The 15,358-nt window shown below is 53.0% G+C and carries 15 protein-coding genes; 9 read left to right on the top strand and 6 right to left on the bottom strand.

Features of this window, described 5'->3' with window-relative positions:
- The first annotated feature begins 1 nt into the window (after position 1).
- The 8 genes from dagR (at position 2) to nlpA (ending at position 8,353) form a co-directional block, all read left to right on the top strand.
- The gene (dagR, locus tag OGW16_RS09955; RefSeq protein WP_286518384.1) at positions 2-2,800 is read left to right on the top strand and encodes a transcriptional regulator DagR; all 2,799 of its coding nucleotides are present in this window, start codon (positions 2-4) and stop codon (positions 2,798-2,800) included.
- Positions 2,801-2,920: 120 nt separating this feature from the next.
- Positions 2,921-3,346 (top strand): PTS sugar transporter subunit IIA, encoded by a 426-nt coding sequence (locus OGW16_RS09950; protein ID WP_043018771.1) that lies wholly within the window; start codon positions 2,921-2,923, stop codon positions 3,344-3,346.
- A gap of 12 nt (positions 3,347-3,358) precedes the next feature.
- Positions 3,359-3,844, top strand: a complete 486-nt coding sequence (locus OGW16_RS09945) for a PTS sugar transporter subunit IIB (RefSeq protein WP_075145459.1) — start codon at positions 3,359-3,361, stop codon at positions 3,842-3,844.
- Between the two features lie 25 nt (positions 3,845-3,869).
- Complete coding sequence (locus tag OGW16_RS09940) at positions 3,870-4,619, top strand: PTS mannose/fructose/sorbose/N-acetylgalactosamine transporter subunit IIC (protein WP_003023960.1); 750 nt, start codon at positions 3,870-3,872, stop codon at positions 4,617-4,619.
- Complete coding sequence (locus OGW16_RS09935) at positions 4,616-5,476, top strand: PTS system mannose/fructose/sorbose family transporter subunit IID (RefSeq protein WP_286518383.1); 861 nt, start codon at positions 4,616-4,618, stop codon at positions 5,474-5,476. Before OGW16_RS09940 ends, OGW16_RS09935 begins: the two co-directional genes overlap by 4 nt.
- A gap of 3 nt (positions 5,477-5,479) precedes the next feature.
- Positions 5,480-6,589: a D-glucosaminate-6-phosphate ammonia lyase gene (gene dgaE, locus OGW16_RS09930; RefSeq protein ID WP_172862514.1), complete on the top strand. Its 1,110-nt coding sequence runs from the start codon at positions 5,480-5,482 to the stop codon at positions 6,587-6,589.
- Positions 6,576-7,319, top strand: coding sequence for a 2-dehydro-3-deoxy-phosphogluconate aldolase (gene dagF / locus OGW16_RS09925; protein WP_087050738.1), 744 nt, complete (start codon positions 6,576-6,578; stop codon positions 7,317-7,319). Before dgaE ends, dagF begins: the two co-directional genes overlap by 14 nt.
- A gap of 215 nt (positions 7,320-7,534) precedes the next feature.
- Entirely contained in the window at positions 7,535-8,353 is an 819-nt protein-coding gene (nlpA, locus tag OGW16_RS09920; protein ID WP_043018767.1) for a lipoprotein NlpA, read from the top strand.
- A 28-nt stretch (positions 8,354-8,381) separates the two neighbouring features.
- Here the strand turns inward: nlpA and OGW16_RS09915 are convergent, their stop codons facing one another.
- The 3 genes from OGW16_RS09915 to OGW16_RS09905 all read right to left on the bottom strand — a co-directional run bounded on the left by OGW16_RS09915 (position 8,382) and on the right by OGW16_RS09905 (position 10,715).
- The gene (locus OGW16_RS09915) at positions 8,382-9,284 is read right to left on the bottom strand and encodes a carboxylate/amino acid/amine transporter (protein ID WP_003827166.1); all 903 of its coding nucleotides are present in this window, start codon (positions 9,282-9,284) and stop codon (positions 8,382-8,384) included.
- 116 nt (positions 9,285-9,400) lie between these two features.
- Entirely contained in the window at positions 9,401-9,706 is a 306-nt protein-coding gene (locus OGW16_RS09910; RefSeq protein WP_043018766.1) for a putative quinol monooxygenase, read from the bottom strand.
- A 1-nt stretch (position 9,707) separates the two neighbouring features.
- Positions 9,708-10,715 carry a zinc-binding alcohol dehydrogenase family protein gene (locus OGW16_RS09905; RefSeq protein WP_043018765.1) on the bottom strand — a complete coding sequence of 336 codons (1,008 nt, stop codon included), beginning with the start codon at positions 10,713-10,715 and terminating at the stop codon, positions 9,708-9,710.
- Between the two features lie 104 nt (positions 10,716-10,819).
- On the opposite strand from OGW16_RS09905, the gene OGW16_RS09900 reads away from it, so the two are divergent.
- The gene (locus OGW16_RS09900; protein ID WP_286518381.1) at positions 10,820-11,722 is read left to right on the top strand and encodes a LysR family transcriptional regulator; all 903 of its coding nucleotides are present in this window, start codon (positions 10,820-10,822) and stop codon (positions 11,720-11,722) included.
- 35 nt (positions 11,723-11,757) lie between these two features.
- Here OGW16_RS09900 and OGW16_RS09895 read toward each other — a convergent pair whose 3' ends face one another.
- The 3 genes from OGW16_RS09895 to OGW16_RS09885 all read right to left on the bottom strand — a co-directional run bounded on the left by OGW16_RS09895 (position 11,758) and on the right by OGW16_RS09885 (position 14,831).
- Positions 11,758-13,254 carry a C69 family dipeptidase gene (locus OGW16_RS09895; protein ID WP_043018763.1) on the bottom strand — a complete coding sequence of 499 codons (1,497 nt, stop codon included), beginning with the start codon at positions 13,252-13,254 and terminating at the stop codon, positions 11,758-11,760.
- A gap of 342 nt (positions 13,255-13,596) precedes the next feature.
- Entirely contained in the window at positions 13,597-14,061 is a 465-nt protein-coding gene (locus OGW16_RS09890; protein ID WP_043018762.1) for a hypothetical protein, read from the bottom strand.
- Entirely contained in the window at positions 14,058-14,831 is a 774-nt protein-coding gene (locus OGW16_RS09885) for a winged helix-turn-helix domain-containing protein (protein ID WP_043018846.1), read from the bottom strand. The genes OGW16_RS09890 and OGW16_RS09885 overlap by 4 nt, the downstream gene beginning before the upstream one ends.
- Positions 14,832-15,358 lie beyond the last annotated feature (527 nt).

The following is a 15,358-nucleotide window of genomic DNA, read 5'->3' as shown; positions in this document are numbered from 1 at the left end:
GATGAGACGGATTGAGATAATACTGGGAGAGCTGGAACGGCTGACGCGAGGACTGAATCTTGCCTATCTGGCGCAGGAAAGGGCGTTCACGGCGGAGGCTATCGGCTTCAACCTCGGGCTGGCGCGCAACTCGGTCAGTAAAGATCTCAATCAGCTCTGGAACGACGGCCTGGCGATTAAAAGCCGCGGTCGCCCGGTATTCTTTCTGCATCGTCAGGCGATTGAAACGCTACTGGGGCGCAAACTGGATGAGTCCGAGCGTGAAGTGCAAACCGTTGCCGACCTGTTGCCTGTTCAGGAAAACCAGGCGACAGACGATCCCTTTTCCGGCCTGATTGGTTACGATCGCAGCCTGCGCGATGCGGTGGAAAAAGGCCGCGCGGCGGTGCTGTATCCCCACGGGCTGCATGTTCTGCTAACCGGTCCCTCCGGCGTAGGTAAAACCTTTTTTGCCGAACTGATGCACCGTTTCGCCTGCGAACGTGCAGCGGGAACGCCTCCCCCGCTGGTCTATTTCAACTGCGCGGAATACGCGCATAACCCGGAGCTGCTCTCTTCACACCTGTTTGGTCATCGACAGGGGGCGTTTACCGGCGCAAACGAGAATAAACCCGGTCTGGTCGAACAGGCTGATGGCGGCTATCTCCTGCTCGATGAAGTGCATCGTCTGCCGTATGAAGGCCAGGAAAAGCTGTTCTCTATTCTCGACAAAGGCGAATACCGGCCGCTGGGTTCAAGCGCCGTGGCGCGTTCCATCTCGGTTCGCCTGATATGTGCGACCACCGAACCGGTAAGTTCGGCGTTGCTGCGCACTTTTCAGCGACGTATTCAGGTATGTATCGATCTCCCTGGCATCCGCCAGCGTTCGGTGGAAGAGCAGGTTGAACTGATCGTTGGCTTCTTACAGCGTGAGAGCCGCAAAATCGAGCGTACGATAAGCATCGACCGTACCCTGCTGCTCTGGCTGCTGAACAAGCCGCTGGAAGGCAATATTGGTCAGCTCAAGAGCGATATTCAGTTTCTCTGCGCCCAGGCCTGGGCTTCGGGAATGACGGAGCACAGCGATACGCTACAGCTGGATAAACGTCTGACCGAGATCCCCTTTAACGCCACGCCGGAACAACGTCTGCTGGTTGGGGCGCTGTTCGAAGGCAAAGAGCACCTGAGCATCGATGCCCGTACGCTGCCGGCACTGAAAAATTCGCTGGCCACCGGAGCTGAAATTGAAGAGAGCGATCTCTTTTATAGCTTCCTGACCCGGGAATATATCAATCTGCGTAACAGTAACGTACCGCCAGCCGAAACGCTGGCAATCCTCAAAAACAAACTCAGCTCGATTTTTGAATATGGTCTCTATAGCCGCGACAGCGTGGCGCATCCCCCGCGCTATGGCGATCAGATTGAAGAGCGAGTCACGCTGCTGATCGGCTGTGTTGAGCAGGTGCTTGGCTTCACGCTGCCGGAAAATCTGGTTAACCCGTTACGCAAACACTTCCTGGCGCTGATTGGCTATGTGCAGCGCGGCCTTATTCCGCAACTTTATTCTTCCAGCCTGATCCTCGATCGCTGCAAAGATGAATACGAAAACGCTACGTTGTTATGCCGAAAAATCAATGAACTGCTGCATATTCAGTGTCCGGCGACGGAGGTGGTCTGGCTGTGCCTGTTCCTCAAAGAGTGTCGCCATTACCGCCAACGGATTGACGCCAGTCCGGACTGCGGGGTGATTTTGATTGCTCACGGTGCGACGACCGCCACAAGTCAAGCGCAGTACGTGAATCGCGTACTGGAGCGCGAGGTGTTCAGCGCTATCGATATGCCTTTCGAGCAGTCGGTGCATGACACGCTGGAAGCCCTGACGCAGATGATCCAGACCCGGCAGTATCGCCGATTAATCCTGATGGTGGATATTGGCTCGCTGGTCCATTTTGGCAGTACGATCAGCAAATTATTCCAGATAGATGTTCTGCTGATGCCCAATATTACGCTCACCAGCCTGCTGGAGATTGGGCTGGATTTAAGCTACGAAACCAGCGACTTGCCGCAGCTGGCGGCGTTGATGCAGAGCAAAAATATTCCCTGTCAGCTCTGTACGCCGCAGCAGGAAAACAGCGGTAAAGTGCTGGTTATCTCCTGCATTACCGGGATGGGAACAGCAGAAAAAATCAAAAAGGTGCTGGAAGAGAGCTTCGGCGAGCTGATGTCGCAGGATACGCGGATGGTGATCCTCGATTACAACGAAGTTCGCAGCCTGGAGCGCGTTCAGCAGGCGATTAACGCCAGTGAACGTCTGGCGGGAATCGTGGGTACTTTCCAGCCGGGACTGCCGGATATTCCGTTTATCTCGCTCGAGGAGCTGTTCTCTGAGCAAGGCCCTGAACTGGTGCTCAGCCTGCTGACGCCCGATCTCTCCAGCAGCGAACGCCGTCTGGAGATGGAGCGCAGCGCGATGCGCTTTATCAGCGCGTTGACCATGGAGAGCATCATTAACCATATTTCGGTGCTCAACCCGCAGCGTATTCTGAAAGAGATGGAAGGCGTGCTGAATCATCTGACCACCACGCTTTCGCTCAAACCGAGCCGTCAGGTGACACTGCGCTTCCTGATCCACTGCTGCTGTATGGTCGAGCGTATCGTGATTAACCGCAAACCGTTACAGATGGCGCTGGAGAACAAGCCGGATCTGGATATTCGTGCGTTTAGTGTCATTAAATCTGCTTTCCTGCCGATCGAAGAGGCCTATGCCATTCGCTTATCGGACGCGGAATATTTTTATATCTACGAACTGCTGTATAGCTAACCCCAAGACTTGCGGGGCTTTGCGCCCCGTCGGCATCCATAACTCCCCCGCGTGACACAAATTCTGGCACAGCCTTTGCTCTGTTTACCTATGTCTATGTAATCGAGCCAGGAGGCCATTTTGACTACCACTGAATCCTTGCCCCAGATCCTGCTGCTGACCCATGGCGGCTGGGGGCAACAGCTTTGCAACAGCCTGCGCATGGTGATGGGCGAAATCAAAGGCGTGACGGAAATTGCGCTGATGCCCGTTGATACGCTCGGCGAATTTTATCAGCGCGTCGAAGCCGTAGTGAAAGCTATGCCGGAAGGCTCACTGATCCTGACCGATTTTATTGGCGGAACCACCTCTAACGTGGCGGCACGGCTGAGCGCCGATTACCCGGTGGCAGTGATTTCTGGGCTCAACGCCTCGTTGTTACTGGAGGCGCTCGACAAACGCGAGCATGGCCAACTGACCACCTGCGTGGCCGATCTGGTCGAGGCCGGGCGTAGCAGCTGCCTGGACGTTGTTGCCCACGTACGTCAATTACAACAATCACAATAAGGAATAAACATCATGGCAAACATCGTTTTATGTCGTATCGATAGCCGTCTGATTCATGGACAAGTGGTGACCAAATGGGTTGGGCAATCTCAGGCAAACCGGATTGCGGTGGTCAGCGATGAGCTGGATGCCGATCCGTTTATGAAAAACATCTACCTGATGGCCGCGCCGCCGAACATCAAAGTGGATTGTTTCAGTAACCAAAGTTTTGCGGCAGCCTGGAAAGAAAACCAGCTTGGTGACGGCAAAGTGCTGGTGCTGTTCCCTTCTCTGGCGGCGGTTCAGGAAGCGGTCCAGTTGGGGTTTGACGTCACTACCATTCAGGTCGGTGGACTGGGCGGTGGGCCAAACCGCAAAGCGGTATTCCAGAACATTACGCTGGATGAAAAAGACGTCGGCATTCTGAGCGACCTGAAAAATCGTGGGATTCAGGTGTTCTTCCAGACTATCCCGGAAGATAAGCCTCAGTCGCTGGACGATATCCTGAAAAAAATCTAATTCTTTGATAACAGGGTACTTAATTATGGATACTTTAGTCTTTGCAAGCCTGATGGGGTTGTATTACTGGTTTGCCCGATTACGCCTTGGCTACACCTTCTCAGCCATGCTGCTACAACCCGTCGTGATTGCCGTATTCGTTGGCCTGCTGTTAGGCAACATGGAAACGGCGATGATCATCGGCGCAGGTATGCAGCTGGTTTATCTCGGCGTGACCTCCACGCCGGGCGGCAACGTCCCGTCGGATCCGGCGCTGGCTGCCTGTATTTCAATTCCTATCGCCGTGAAGGCCGGAATGGACCCGAACCTGGCTATCGCACTGGCGATCCCGTTTGGCGTCATCGGCGTGTTTCTCGACCAGCTGCGCCGCACGTTAAACGCGGCGTGGGTGCATATGGCCGACAAGCATGCGGAAACGGCAAATATGGCGGGCATTATGCGCTGTGCGTTCCTCTACCCGGCGTTACTCGGGCTGGTGCTGCGTTTCCCGGTGGTTTTCGCCGCTAACTATTTTGGTCAGGACGTGGTGGAAAGCTTCCTGAAGCTGATGCCTCACTGGCTCACCCACTCCTTTGAAATTATGGGCGGCATTCTGCCGGCGCTGGGCTTCGCCATCACCATTATGGTGATCGGTAAAAAGAGTCTGCTGCCGTGGTTTATCGGCGGATTCTTTGCGGTGCTGTACCTGAAGGTGGACATCATGGCGATGGCAATCTTTGGTACCTGCGTGGCCTTCCTGATTAAAGGTCTGGCGAAAAATGAAGGAGCAGCATGATGAGCAGCGACGTAATGCAGCATGAACTGGTGGAGCGCGCGCGTGAAAGCGGCACGCTGACTAAAGCAGACATCACCAAAGCCTGGTTTATCTACTGGCTGGGCGCGGAAGTTTCCAGCTCCTATGAGCGATTGCAGAGCCTGATTTTCTGCGCCTCAATGACGCCGATCATCAAAAAACTCTACCCGCAAAAAGAGGAGCAGGTTGAAGCGCTGAAACGCCATTTGAACTTCTTCAACTCGGAGCAGACGTTCGGGGCGGTGATTCAGGGGATCTCCATTGCGATGGAGGAACAGAAAACCCGCGGCGAGCCGATCAGCGATGCCTCCATCACCGGCATTAAAACCGGACTGATGGGACCGCTGGCCGGGATGGGGGACTCCATCATCTGGGCCGCCGTGATGCCGCTGTTAATTGCTATATTCATCCCGTTCGCCGCCAATGGCAGCGCGATGGGCGGAATTGTGCCGTTAATTCTCTATCCTGCTATTACGCTGGCAATCAGCTATGGCATGGTTCACAAAGGCTATACGCTGGGGCGTGACTCGATAATTGGCCTGCTGCATGGAGGGCGAATAAAGGAGCTTATCTACGGCGCGAACGTGCTGGGCTTGATCATGATGGGGGCGCTTTCTGCTAGCTACGTCAAGATCACCACGCCGTTAAAACTCAGTGCCCTGAAAGGTTCTGAAGTGGTGGTTCAGCAAATCCTCGACTCTATTGCCCCCGGTCTGTTACCGCTGGCGGCGGTGTTCGCCATTTACTTCTACCTGGTAAAGAAAGGGCCGCGTTATACCACGATTTTGCTGTCGATTGTCGCGCTCAGCGTGGTCTGTTCGCTGCTGGGAGTGCTGTAAGCCATGACGCAAAATATCTATCAACAGTTGGGGCTAAAACAGGTCATTAACGCCTGCGGCAAAATGACGATTTTGGGCGTTTCCAGCGTGGCCCCGGAAGTGATGCAGGCCACCGCGCGGGCAGCTTCGGCTTTTGTTGAAATCGATCGGCTGGTGGACAGAACCGGAGAACTGGTTTCCCGCTACACCGGCGCTGAAGACAGCTATGTCACCTCCTGTGCGTCGGCGGGTATTGCCATCGCTGTTGCTGCCGCCATTACCCGCGGTGACCAGGCAAGAGTCACGCTGATGCCGGACAGTGCAGGTATGGCTAATGAAGTGGTTATGCTGCGCGGACATAACGTTGACTATGGTGCGCCCATCACCAGCGCCATCCGCCTGGGCGGCGGGCGGGTGGTGGAGGTTGGCTCGAGTAATCTGGCGGCCCGCTGGCAACTGGAGAGCGCGATTACCGACAACACAGCCGCGCTGCTGTACGTGAAATCGCACCACTGTGTGCAGAAAGGCATGTTGAGCATTGCGGATTTTGTGCAGGTCGCGCAGGTTCACAACCTGCCGCTAATTGTCGATGCCGCCGCCGAGGAGGATTTACACGCCTGGGTGGCGAGCGGGGCAGATATGGTGGTCTACAGCGGGGCAAAAGCTTTTAACGCGCCGACCTCCGGATTTATCACCGGGAAGAAACAGTGGATTGCAGCGTGTAAAGCGCAGCACCACGGGATTGCCCGGGCGATGAAAATCGGCAAAGAGAATATGGTTGGGCTGGTGTATGCCCTGGAAAACTACCATAAGGAACAAACCGTGGTCACCGCTGAAGAACTCCGCCCCGTGGCGCAGGCGATTTCAGCGATTCGCGGACTGGATGCGGATATCGAGCAGGATGAGGCCGGACGCGCCATCTGGCGGATACGTATTCGGGTGAATGCGCAGGTGCTGGGAATGGATGCTTACGCCGTAGAAGCGCAACTTCGCGGGGGTGAAATCGCGATTTACGCTCGTCGTTACAACCTTCATCAAGGCGTTTTTAGTCTTGACCCGCGTACGGTCGCAGAAGGGGAAATGGCGCTGATCGTGGCGCGATTAAAGGAGATTGCAGACCATGCAGCAGATTAATTTTTATCGGAATAAAGTGGCCATTAACGTACTGGCGAAGGATATCGCTAATGCCCGGGAAATCTATGAAGCTGCCGAAGGCCACGCGGTGATCGGTATTCTTTCGGCGCAGTTTTCCTCGGTTGAAGAAGGGATCAAAGAAGTAAAACGTTGGATGACCGATGTGCCATCAATTTCCGTGGGGTTGGGCGCGGGCGATCCGGCGCAGTATTACAAAGCGGCGATGATTGCCTCACGGGTCCATCCGGCACACGTCAACCAGACCTTCACCGGTTGTGGGTTTGCGGCAGGGGCGCTGGCGGCCACGGGCGGTGAACAGACCCATATCAACGCGTTAGTCAGTCCCACAGGCACGCCGGGGGAAGTGTTGATCTCGACCGGCGTCAGCAGCAGCCAGGGAACGCCAGCCCGCGTTTCCTGCGATGCAGCGGTACGTATGATGCTTGATTCCGGGGCTCACGCGGCGAAATTCTTCCCGATGGGCGGTGAGCGGTCGCTTCCTGAGCTGTACGCACTGGCGACGACTGCAGCACGAAACGGCATGACGCTGATTGAACCGACCGGCGGGATCGATCTCGAAAACTTCGGCGTTATCCTGCAATCCTGTCTGGAGGCGGGAGTACCGCGCGTCATGCCGCATGTTTACAGCTCGATTATCGACCCACAGACCGGCAATACCCGGCCTGCAGACGTCGTCAGGTTGATGGAGATAGTGAAAGAGATGGTGTGATGTTGTTATCGCCGGATGGCACTTCGCTTATCCGGCCTACAGATAACCTCATGTCACCAGCCCGGTCAGCGTAAGCGCTACCGGGCATTTTTGTCCATATGTCTGCTTTATGCTTTTTTCTTCTTGCTGATGCTTTTTCGTTTTTTAAACCGCAGCGGCCTTCCCGCTATAGTCATTTCATTACTCATCAGGCGGTTATTGCAAAAGGATAAAACGTGAAACTGAAGATACCTTATTTCGGGGCCGGGGCGGTGGTATTACTGGCGGGATTATTGCTGGCAGGATGCGATCAGCAGAGCAATGATGCAAAGCATATCAAAGTGGGCGTGATTAACGGCGCAGAACAGGATGTGGCGGAAGTCGCGAAGAAAGTCGCTAAAGAAAAATATGGCCTGGAGGTGGAGCTGGTGGGGTTTAGCGGCTCTCTGCTGCCCAACGATGCCACTAACCATGGTGAGCTGGATGCTAACGTCTTCCAGCATCGTCCGTTCCTTGAACAAGATAATAAAGCGCACGGCTATAAGCTGGTCGCGGTGGGTAATACCTTTGTGTTCCCGATGGCTGGATATTCGAAGAAAATCAAAAGCGTTGCTGAGCTAAAAGACGGTGCGACGATTGCGATACCTAACGACCCAACCAACCTTGGGCGGGCGCTGTTGCTGCTGCAAAAAGAGAAGTTAATCACTCTGAAAGCGGATACTGGCCTGCTGCCAACGGCGCTGGATATTACTGATAATCCGCGGCATCTGAATATTATGGAACTGGAAGGCGCACAGTTACCGCGCGTGCTGGACGATCAAAAAGTGGATGTGGCGATTATCAGTACCACCTACATCCAGCAAACCGGGCTTTCCCCGGTACATGACAGCGTATTTATTGAAGATAAAAACTCACCGTACGTGAACATTCTGGTGGCGCGGGAAGACAATAAAGATGCCGAGAATGTAAAAGAATTCCTGCAATCTTATCAGTCACCGGAAGTGGCGAAGGCGGCAGAAACTATCTTTAACGGCGGCGCGGTTCCGGGCTGGTAATCATGACCCGTTGCCGCGCTGGTTGAGGTTAAACCGCTCTGGCGCGGCGACGTGAGTCCATTGAGATAAGTATTACCGAAGAGAGGATCAAAAGCGTGCCCAGCCAGTCTGGCAGGGTAAAGGTAATGCCTAACAGCAGCAGGGACAGCAACGCGCTGCTCAACGGTTCAGCGCAGCTTAAAATGCTCGCTTTCGGTCCACCAATCATCTGCGCGCCTTTCAGGTACAGGCTAAACGTGAGCGATGTGCCGATAACCACCAAATAGAAAAACGCCAGAATCAAACTGCCATTCACCACGAAATTAGTGCCTTGCCCGGCATAAAACGGCAGCAGGATCATCCCGCCGATCAACATACTCCAGCCGACGACCGGCAGTGTGCCGTAGCGCGCGATGAGCGTTGAAGGGTAGGTAGTATAAAACGCGGCGGCAAACGCCGAGGCAATTCCCCAGAACAGCGCGGCAGGTGAGATTGATAGCGACGTCGGGTTACCGTGGGTGACCAGTAAGAAGGTGCCGATAAGCGAGGTGAAGATTGCGGTCAGCACTAAAATCCCCGGTCGCGCTTTGCGCACCACGGAGAACCACGCCACGATAATGGTCGGTGACAAAAATTGCAGCACCGTCGCGGTGGCGGCGTTGGATTTTTCGATGGTCAGCAGAAAAGTTAGCTGGACGGTAAGCGCCCCGACTACGGAGAAAATCAGCAGGCTGATAGCATCTTTGCGGTTTTTAATTATGGAGAACACTTTGTCGCCGTGAACGAAAGAGAGCATCAGCAGAATTAGCCCGGCGAATATCAGGCGCGTCATGGTCAGAAACTGCGACGACATCTGACTTTGCTCCATGATGTACTGCGCGCAAACGCCTGAACTTCCCCATAATACGGCGGCAATCAGGACATTCATCATCCCTCTTCTGGTGGAACTCATCTTTTCCTCGGCATGTTGTTTTGTTTTATTTGTGTGCAGGCATCATAGCAGAGATAGCGAAGCGAGGGAGGCATGGCTGACAACGCCCCCCACTCGGCAGGGGGCTGGCGATAATATCAAGGTGCAATCGGCGTCAGATAATCCAGCCGTAGTGGTTCGGCCAGCAGATCGTTCATTTGCAGAATGAACGTCTGGAAATGCGGCAAAGCGATATGTTCGTCCAGACCGGCCTGGCCGCGCCAGGATTCGCGTACGTAGAACACATCCGGCGTGTCGCGTAGCTGGAACAGGGCATATTCAATATTGCCTGGCTCCCGGCGCGTGGGCAGCAGCAGGGCCTGCAGCGCGTGTTTCAGTGCGTCGATTTTTCCCGGTCTGGCTTTCAGTACCGCAATAATTGAAATTACTTCTGAATCAGACATATTAAAACCCCTCCAGCACAATCTTGCCGACCGAGCGACCGGTTTCAATTTGCGTGTGGGCTTTTTGCAGATTCGCCGCGGTGATCGCGCCAAAATGCTCGCCCAGCGTGGTACGGAGGATATTGTCGTCGATCAACCGTGCTACGCGGGTCAATAGCTGATGCTGCGCAATGATGTCTTGGGTGGTAAACATTGAACGGGTGAACATAAACTCCCAGTGCAGCGAAATGCTTTTGGCCTTCAGCGGACGCGCATCGAGGGATTGCGGATCGTCAATCAGCGCCAGTTTGCCCTGCGGCGCCAGGGCGGCAATAATTTGCGAATAGTGCTGCTCGGTATTGTTCAGGCTGGCAACGTGCGTCACCTCTTTAATACCTATCCGTGTCAACTCTTCCGTCAGCGGTTTGCTGTGGTCAATTACATGATGAGCGCCCGCTTCACGTACCCATTTTTGACTCTGTGGACGTGATGCCGTACCGATGACGGTCATTTTGGTCAACTTACTGGCCAGTTGCGTCAGGATAGAACCGACGCCGCCAGCCGCGCCAACAATCAATAACACATCATTTTCATTGTCGTTTTCCGCAATACCCAGACGGTCAAACAGCATTTCCCAGGCGGTGATGGCGGTTAGCGGCAGCGCCGCCGCAGAAGCATTATCCAGTGATTGCGGCTTCAGCGCGGTAATACGTTCATCAACCAACTGAAATTCACTGTTACTGCCAGCGCGACCCAGCGCACCGGCGTACCAGACTTCATCGCCAGGTGCGAACAGAGTGACCGCTTCACCCACGGACTTCACCACGCCAACAGCGTCCCACCCCAGCACGCGCGGCACATCAGCGTTAAAACCTTCGCGGACCTTGGTATCAACGGGGTTGACGGAAATGGCTTTCACTTCAACCAGCAGATCGTGCCCGGTGGCGACTGGCATGGGCAGATCAATCTCTTGTAAAAATTCAATGTTATTGCCGTCGGTCGCGGCGCGGGTAATAGCGATGGCTTTCATAATCTCTCCGGTCACAGGAATCAGTTGAATAATTCGATGGTAAACCGGTAGCAGAACGGGAAAAATAGCCGTACGGCGACAGGACTTATACTCGGGGAGTGAAAATGTTCCGGCTTGAAGATCTCACGTTGTTTGTCCGCGCCGCGGCGCTGAATAGTTTTAGCGATGCCGCGCGTGAAGTCGGGGTTCAGCCTGCCCAGGTCAGTTCTGCTATCAAGCGCCTGGAGTCTACGTTGGCTATCCGCTTGTTCGCCCGCTCCACGCGCAGCCTGCGCCTGACGCCGGAGGGCGAGGTCTGGCTGCCCTATGCTCGCCAGATGCTGGATGTGATGCATGCCGGGCTGCAAAAAATTCAGACCCCGGAAGATGAAGTGTCAGGCACGCTGCAAATCGCCGTGCCTTCCGATCTCGGTCGTAACCTGCTGCTGCCCGTCTTTCAGTCGTTTCGACGCCGCTATCCCGCGCTGCGCCTGCGGATTTTTTTCTCTGACCAGGTGACGGATGTCTTTAAAGATCCCGTCGATGTTGCGTTTCGCTATGGCAACATTGAAGACGCGTCTTACATTGCACTGCCCGTTGCACCGGGTAATCGACGCGTGCTGGTGGCATCACCGCAATGGGTTAAGCAAAACGGCGCGCCGCAAACCCCGGACGATTTAACTCAGCTCAACGCCATGACCTTCGTATTACGCGGCCGCCTGCACGATCGCTGGACGTTTACGCGTAACGGCGAGGTCAGCAGTGTACAGGTTAACGGCGCCATTATGAGCGACGATGCGGAAGTTATTCGACGGCTGGCGATTGCCGGAGAAGGCGTGGCGTACAAGTCGTGGCTGGATGTCAGCGAGGATGTGCGTGACGGTCGATTACAACTGCTGATGCCGGATTATCAGGGGGAGAAAGTTCCTCTGAATATGATTTGCCCGCATCGGAAGCAGCTTTCGACGGCGGTCCGTCTGCTGCACGACGCGGTGAAGGCGCGGTGTGAAATGCTGGCGCAAAGCTAATATGCGCTTGCGCCAGAATATTATCGCGTTGTTACTCAGTCTTTTTTCGCCGCGTTTGCAAAGAAAATATCAGACTGAATGTCTTTCGTGCGGATGGTAAACAACTGATTAGTGAGGTCTTCCGTCAGCTTCTCGGCGTCGGCCATGATGCGCAGGTTGAAGTCATTCAGCATCTTATCGGCGGCTGGTTTATCAGTTTTGGCCATCTTCAGGTACTCTGCTTCGACCTCTTTTTGCTCCTTCGCCACTTTGTCTTCCCACGCTTTGTAGGCTTTTTTGACGATTGGCGCGAGCTTCGGATAATCAGTCATCGTCAACGTCTGTAGCTTGCGGTATTTCCAGTAAATGGATTGATCGTCCGCTTTGTCGCTACCCATCGTGTAGTTTGCCGGATACGCTTTCAGGCCGCTGTAGTACGGAACAAAAGCGGTGAGGTCGGCCATGCCCAGACCAATGTAGGTCGTTTCACCAATCTCTTTTGGCAACCACGGACGGACCTGCATAACGTGCGCTTCATAGGTGCGGAAGACGCTGACCGGACGCCATGGTTCTTTGCCGTTCAGACCGTTGGTGTAGGGGTCATGGCTGGTGCCTTCGTAATGATTACGCAGTACGGCCTTCACATCGTCCAGCGTCATTTTCTTCTCTGGCGTCATGAAGACCGGGAATTCACGCCCTTTGGCCATATCCTGGTTTACGGAAGGATTGAACTCTTTCTGGATGGTCCATACGCGAGGATCGTTATACGTGCGATCGCGCTCATCATCACGGGTATAGGCTTTGGAGAAGTTGAATTTGCCATCTTTTGTTGGTTCGTACAGACCTTTTTCAGTCGCAAATTGAATCAGGTTTTTTGACGCCATCATGTCCGGGTTTTTCGGATCGTAATCCTGTAAGCGGCCCTGATTACCGGTGGCAAAATACTGGTTATTTGGCAGACGCTGCGCCATCCACTGATGGCCGCTGCCGGTTTCCAGGTACCAGATCTCGTTATCGTCGACGACGGCAACGCCAAAGCCTTCACCTGCGCCGACGGTCTCAACGATATGGCCCAGCAGCGCCACGGCTTCACGCGCGTTTTTACTCTGCGACAGCAGAATATCTGGAATATCGTCTTCGGTGATCCCTTTATCCTCAACGTACGGGTCGGCGGCCAGCGCTTTTGGTGAGGCAAAAATAGATTCTGTGCCGCTCACGCCAACGCCCAGCTCGTTAAATCCGGTCGCGCCGTGCAGTTGAGTTTTCCAGTTTGGAACGGTGGTATAACGCAGAGAGTTTTTGGGGAGCGGCCAGGTAAAGTCATTCGCACCGTTATGTGCTTTGGTACTGTATACCCCGGTCTGATTCTGTTTTGCCGGATGAATGACAAAATGTTGCGCTTTTAGGGCATCGCTGTCTGCGCTACGGGCTACCAGCATAGAGCCGTCCGCTGATGCTTCGTTACCGACCAGCAGGGTCGTACAGGCAAAACCTGATGAAACAACGGCCAAATTTATAGAAAGTGCAATCAGGCACTTTTTAAAAGTAAACATTACGTATCCCTCATATGTACGCCAAAAATACACCGGAAACACACCGTTTCCTGAAGTGCGATAACGCCTGAACGCGCAGACATTGCTCGCGAGAGAGATAAACGCCCCTGCCCACGTCTTCTCCAAATATCCATCTGTAGGTTGAAGTCTTCTGGGCAAAATAAAACGCCCATTTCGCTTAATTATTACGCAATGGATATCGTGGTATTCAGGATGTTTCCTGATTCGGGATGAAGAATAGCAATGGGTTATTAGTGGATTCAGTGACCCATGTCGCGTAAGTCGATGATGGAAAATATGAATTCCATTGGGGAGGCGCGATTTTTGTATCCGGATAAGACGTTACCTTTTGCGGCAGTACAGCGAGGGTACATTGGAGCTGGCAAAAATCCATGCGCCCTTATACTCCTCCATGACCAGGCTTAGGGTTCGTCCGCTTTGGCGATAAAATCCGGGTAATGTGTTGTTAATATCAGCTTCATCGGCGCTATCAGCAAAGGTTTTGACCACCTGCATCGCCTGTAGCACTCGGGCTTCGTGCTGCCTGGTATAGTTGAAATAGATGTTCCTGCTAATGTCTGAGGTATTACGTCCGTACAGTTTTCCGGTAATGGTCGATAGCCCTGCATCTTTGTACATTCGGAATGAAATCGTACCGGCAAAGCGGTTGCTGCCAATATTCCATTCAACATTTCCAACGCAATTTAGCGGTTTTTCGGCATAGCGTGAATGCCATAGCCATCCACCAGAGCCGAGTAATGTCGCCAGGCCGATCACCAGCAAAATAAGGTGGCGTGTTTTTTTCATTGCCCGCGCATCCAGTAATAATGGGTGGTACAAAACGCGTGAGCATCTACCCGCGCATCTTTATCACAGACAAATGCCACAATCCTCTCCGCTTTTCGGTAGCCGGAAAGGAACACATGCTTGTTGTTTTCACAGAGATAGGGATGCAACTGCATCAGATTGAAATAATTCTCCTGATCGTGCTCATTCGGTGAGTAAAAGATTTTACAGTTTTGTCGTGAGGGGACCTGCATAGAAACCGACACGAATTTACTAAACGGCATAACAGGACGTGTTTGATACCACACCAGCCAGATAAGCAGGGTGGCAATAACGATGCCAGCGCTAAAAATAATGTCCCACCAGGGTACCCGCGTCGTTTGTTGAGGCGCGGGAGGAATTATCTTTGGGGGCGCGTAATCCTCTATAACCGGCGGCTGGTAAACGTCACTCTCAGGATGCGTTATTGCCTCTACCTGCGTATTTTCATTTAATCTGAGCCCGCGCCGGGAAATAGTTTTCACCGTATCTCGTGGTAGCCCCACATCCGCCAGCGCATTACGTAGCGTCAGAATAGCCTGGTAAAATGTGTTGGTGGTGGTCACATTATTTCTCTCGCCCCAACCTACTTTCATCAACGTGCTCTGCGAAACAATGTCACTTGCGTGAGTAATTAAATAGAGAAAACAAAGTGAGGCTGGGAGCTGAAGTTGTATTGCCCGCCCGGTCTGACGATTGACCAGACTTTTGCTATCAGGATTAAATTCGACCAACTGATTGATAAGGTACAATTGCCAACCCTCAGTAACCACAACGTATCACCGCGTGTGCCAACATCTCCCTTAAATTTTACATCCAAATCGAAAATATGCCTCACTCTTTGTACGTGATCGAAGATAAGAATTTTACTTAAGGAATTAAAACTCTTTAAATACAATGACTTATGGTTTTCAGTTCTTAGGTGAGAATTAACTAATGTTAAATAATGAGAATTCATTACAGTTTTATCTGAATTATCATTATATTTATCCACAGCACTTCAAGGGTGATTGAGTTATCAGTATTGTGTAATTAATGAGTATCGTTTACATCGGTTGTTTTTTAGCAAATAGTGCTTTTTTACTGTTTTATCCTGGAATCTGAATTTATGCATAAAATTCCTAATGCTCAGGCTGTAATTCTGAGGTAAGGCACAAAAAAGCTTAGCGCAATCGTATTAATCACAGCCCATACATAATAGCACATCAGGAGTTTATTACATTTTATTAGCACCACTGTTATTAACTGACAAGGAATGTCAAACGTGTCGGATTGACAC

The sequence above is a fragment of the Citrobacter sp. Ce104 genome (assembly GCF_030334595.1).
Lineage (GTDB): Bacteria > Pseudomonadota > Gammaproteobacteria > Enterobacterales > Enterobacteriaceae > Citrobacter > Citrobacter europaeus.
Note: the sequence above shows the minus strand (reverse complement) of the source record. Positions and strands in the feature narration are given on the sequence as shown.

Excerpts from the sequence above, each read along its gene's own strand:
- OGW16_RS09905 (WP_043018765.1), bottom strand. The coding sequence starts at position 10,715 with ATGAAAGCCATCGCTATTACCCGCGCCGCGACCGACGGCAATAACATT.
- OGW16_RS09940 (WP_003023960.1), top strand. The coding sequence starts at position 3,870 with ATGGATACTTTAGTCTTTGCAAGCCTGATGGGGTTGTATTACTGGTTT.
- OGW16_RS09945 (WP_075145459.1), top strand. The coding sequence starts at position 3,359 with ATGGCAAACATCGTTTTATGTCGTATCGATAGCCGTCTGATTCATGGA.
- dagF (WP_087050738.1), top strand. The coding sequence starts at position 6,576 with ATGCAGCAGATTAATTTTTATCGGAATAAAGTGGCCATTAACGTACTG.
- OGW16_RS09910 (WP_043018766.1), bottom strand. The coding sequence starts at position 9,706 with ATGTCTGATTCAGAAGTAATTTCAATTATTGCGGTACTGAAAGCCAGA.
- OGW16_RS09935 (WP_286518383.1), top strand. The coding sequence starts at position 4,616 with ATGATGAGCAGCGACGTAATGCAGCATGAACTGGTGGAGCGCGCGCGT.
- dagR (WP_286518384.1), top strand. The coding sequence starts at position 2 with ATGAGACGGATTGAGATAATACTGGGAGAGCTGGAACGGCTGACGCGA.
- OGW16_RS09900 (WP_286518381.1), top strand. The coding sequence starts at position 10,820 with ATGTTCCGGCTTGAAGATCTCACGTTGTTTGTCCGCGCCGCGGCGCTG.
- OGW16_RS09890 (WP_043018762.1), bottom strand. The coding sequence starts at position 14,061 with ATGAAAAAAACACGCCACCTTATTTTGCTGGTGATCGGCCTGGCGACA.
- OGW16_RS09895 (WP_043018763.1), bottom strand. The coding sequence starts at position 13,254 with ATGTTTACTTTTAAAAAGTGCCTGATTGCACTTTCTATAAATTTGGCC.
- dgaE (WP_172862514.1), top strand. The coding sequence starts at position 5,480 with ATGACGCAAAATATCTATCAACAGTTGGGGCTAAAACAGGTCATTAAC.
- OGW16_RS09915 (WP_003827166.1), bottom strand. The coding sequence starts at position 9,284 with ATGAGTTCCACCAGAAGAGGGATGATGAATGTCCTGATTGCCGCCGTA.